Here is a 1,874-nt window from a genome sequence, read left to right as displayed (position 1 = left end):
GGGGGAATACAGGTAAACGTGTAGGTGCCGATCTTCAGGGTACAATTACGATGAATAATGGTGGAAAAAGATCCACATTTAAACAAATTAGGTCCAATTCTCAGCGGGATTATGGATTTAATGTCTCGCTGGGTGTACCTAAAAAGCTTTATTTTTTTGAATCGCCTATTGATCTGTTAAGTTATTGGACAATGTATAAAGATCAAATATCGAATTGTCGTCTCATTTCAATGAATGGAGTCAAGAAAAACACGGTTTTCAATCTCATTAAACATACAATGAAATCCCGTGGTGTGGCACCTACCGAGGGAGTATACTTCGGAGTTGATAATGATCATGCCGGCCAGAAATTTATGGATGAGATGCGACAATATGAGTTCACTGTTAAAGGGGAAGTTGTAAAATTTCATAATTTGATACCGGCAGACAATCATATTCCTAAAGAATATATTGAGCTGTATCAAACATATGGCAGTCAATATCGCGTTGATTGGAGGTACCTAGCTGCTATTCACAAAGCTGAAACGAACCTTGGGAAAACAAACGAGATTACGAATGGCTTTGGTTATGGCAAGTTTTTTGGTGCCAAACAGCTCCCTGGTGAGAAACCTTATGAAATCCAATTGCCTATAGCAATAGAAGAGGCAGCCAGGGCACTAGCAAATAACACTTTTGACGGCAAGACTGATCTACGATCAGTTTTAAATCAGGATGTTAAAGAAGTTGAATTGACTAATCAAGTGAAAATGAAACAGAAGGTTCAACTGTATTACGACACCTATAATGATCTGGGACATCTGCCGGTGGAGGAAGTTTCTAAGGATTGGAACGATGTGCTGAAGGTGCGTCGAGCTGCTGCGAAGACACACGGAAAAACACATTCTCAAAATCAGCATAGAAGCAAAAAAAACATGCTTGTTAGGGGGTGATAATGCGCCGATTATTATGGGAAAATGAGGTCAAAATGTATCTTCAGTATCGCTAAAATGGTATAATAAATTATAGAGAAAGGGAGGTCAATTGTATGGATAAAATAAAAACAATTGAGCAAGCTCGTGAGAAAATGAACGAATTTCTGGCTGACCCCCAATATAATCGTCCGGAGAATTACCCGGAGCGGAACGCTGACGGGACTATCCTGTTAGATGAAAGCAATGAACTTCATCAGGAATTAAGATAATTGGCTGAAACAGATCCACAAAAACTACAGCTAGGAAATATACATTTAGCGATAACTGAATTTAGAGATGGGACAGGTCGTAAAGCGCGGCCTGTCCTTGTTTTAGGTTCAAAGAAATCCGTTGAGGGTGCTTTCGAGCCAGAGGTTCTGATCGGTTACATCACATCTAATAACAATAACAAGAATTTCGCTAAGTATAAGTATCCGATTGTTGACTGGAAAACAGCTGGTTTGGATAAGGAATCATGGGTTGTTTTGCAGGAACGGGAACTTAGCAGTCAAGGTGCACAAAGAAGAAACAACAGAGAACGGTAATTTTTAAAGACAGGCTCCCTTCGGGGATTTTTTTATTTTCTGTATGGTAATAAGCTTAATGAGAATGCACCGTGCAGGATTATAGGGAGTGAGGGAACAAATGAAGAAAAATGAACCTGTAAGAACAGAAAGTTGTGTATGTGAAACTTGTGGCTGTAACTTTTTAGCGGTTACTAATACGAAGGAGTATGAATTAAGGGCTTGTTATAGGTGCTTTTTAAGTGGGATAGCTGAGGAAACTGAACATCATGAGGATTGATTACAATTTAATGTAGCCCCTACAGATATAGTCTCAGCTAAAACCCTGGGCGATGGCGGCACCGGCAGCGAAGAACTGCAGCTGAAGGAGCGCGTCTCGTTTCCGGAAGACCCGTCGGGT

At 40.3% G+C, this 1,874-nt stretch carries 3 protein-coding genes; all 3 read left to right on the top strand.

Going from position 1 to position 1,874, the window contains the following annotated elements:
• On the top strand, window positions 1-929 hold a 929-nt coding region (locus RTR43_RS25575; protein ID WP_312476872.1), incomplete at its 5' end, for a toprim domain-containing protein.
• A gap of 95 nt (window positions 930-1,024) precedes the next feature.
• Window positions 1,025-1,180, top strand: coding sequence for a hypothetical protein (locus tag RTR43_RS25570; RefSeq protein ID WP_175291463.1), 156 nt, complete (start codon window positions 1,025-1,027; stop codon window positions 1,178-1,180).
• A complete protein-coding gene (locus RTR43_RS25565; RefSeq protein ID WP_312476869.1) occupies window positions 1,181-1,495 on the top strand; it encodes a hypothetical protein in 315 nt (104 codons plus the stop codon).
• The last annotated feature ends 379 nt before the right edge of the window (window positions 1,496-1,874 follow it).

The sequence above is a fragment of the Neobacillus sp. genome, from assembly GCF_031988165.1.
GTDB lineage: Bacteria > Bacillota > Bacilli > Bacillales > Cytobacillaceae > Neobacillus > Neobacillus rhizosphaerae.
This window is presented reverse-complemented; position numbering and strand designations above follow the sequence as displayed.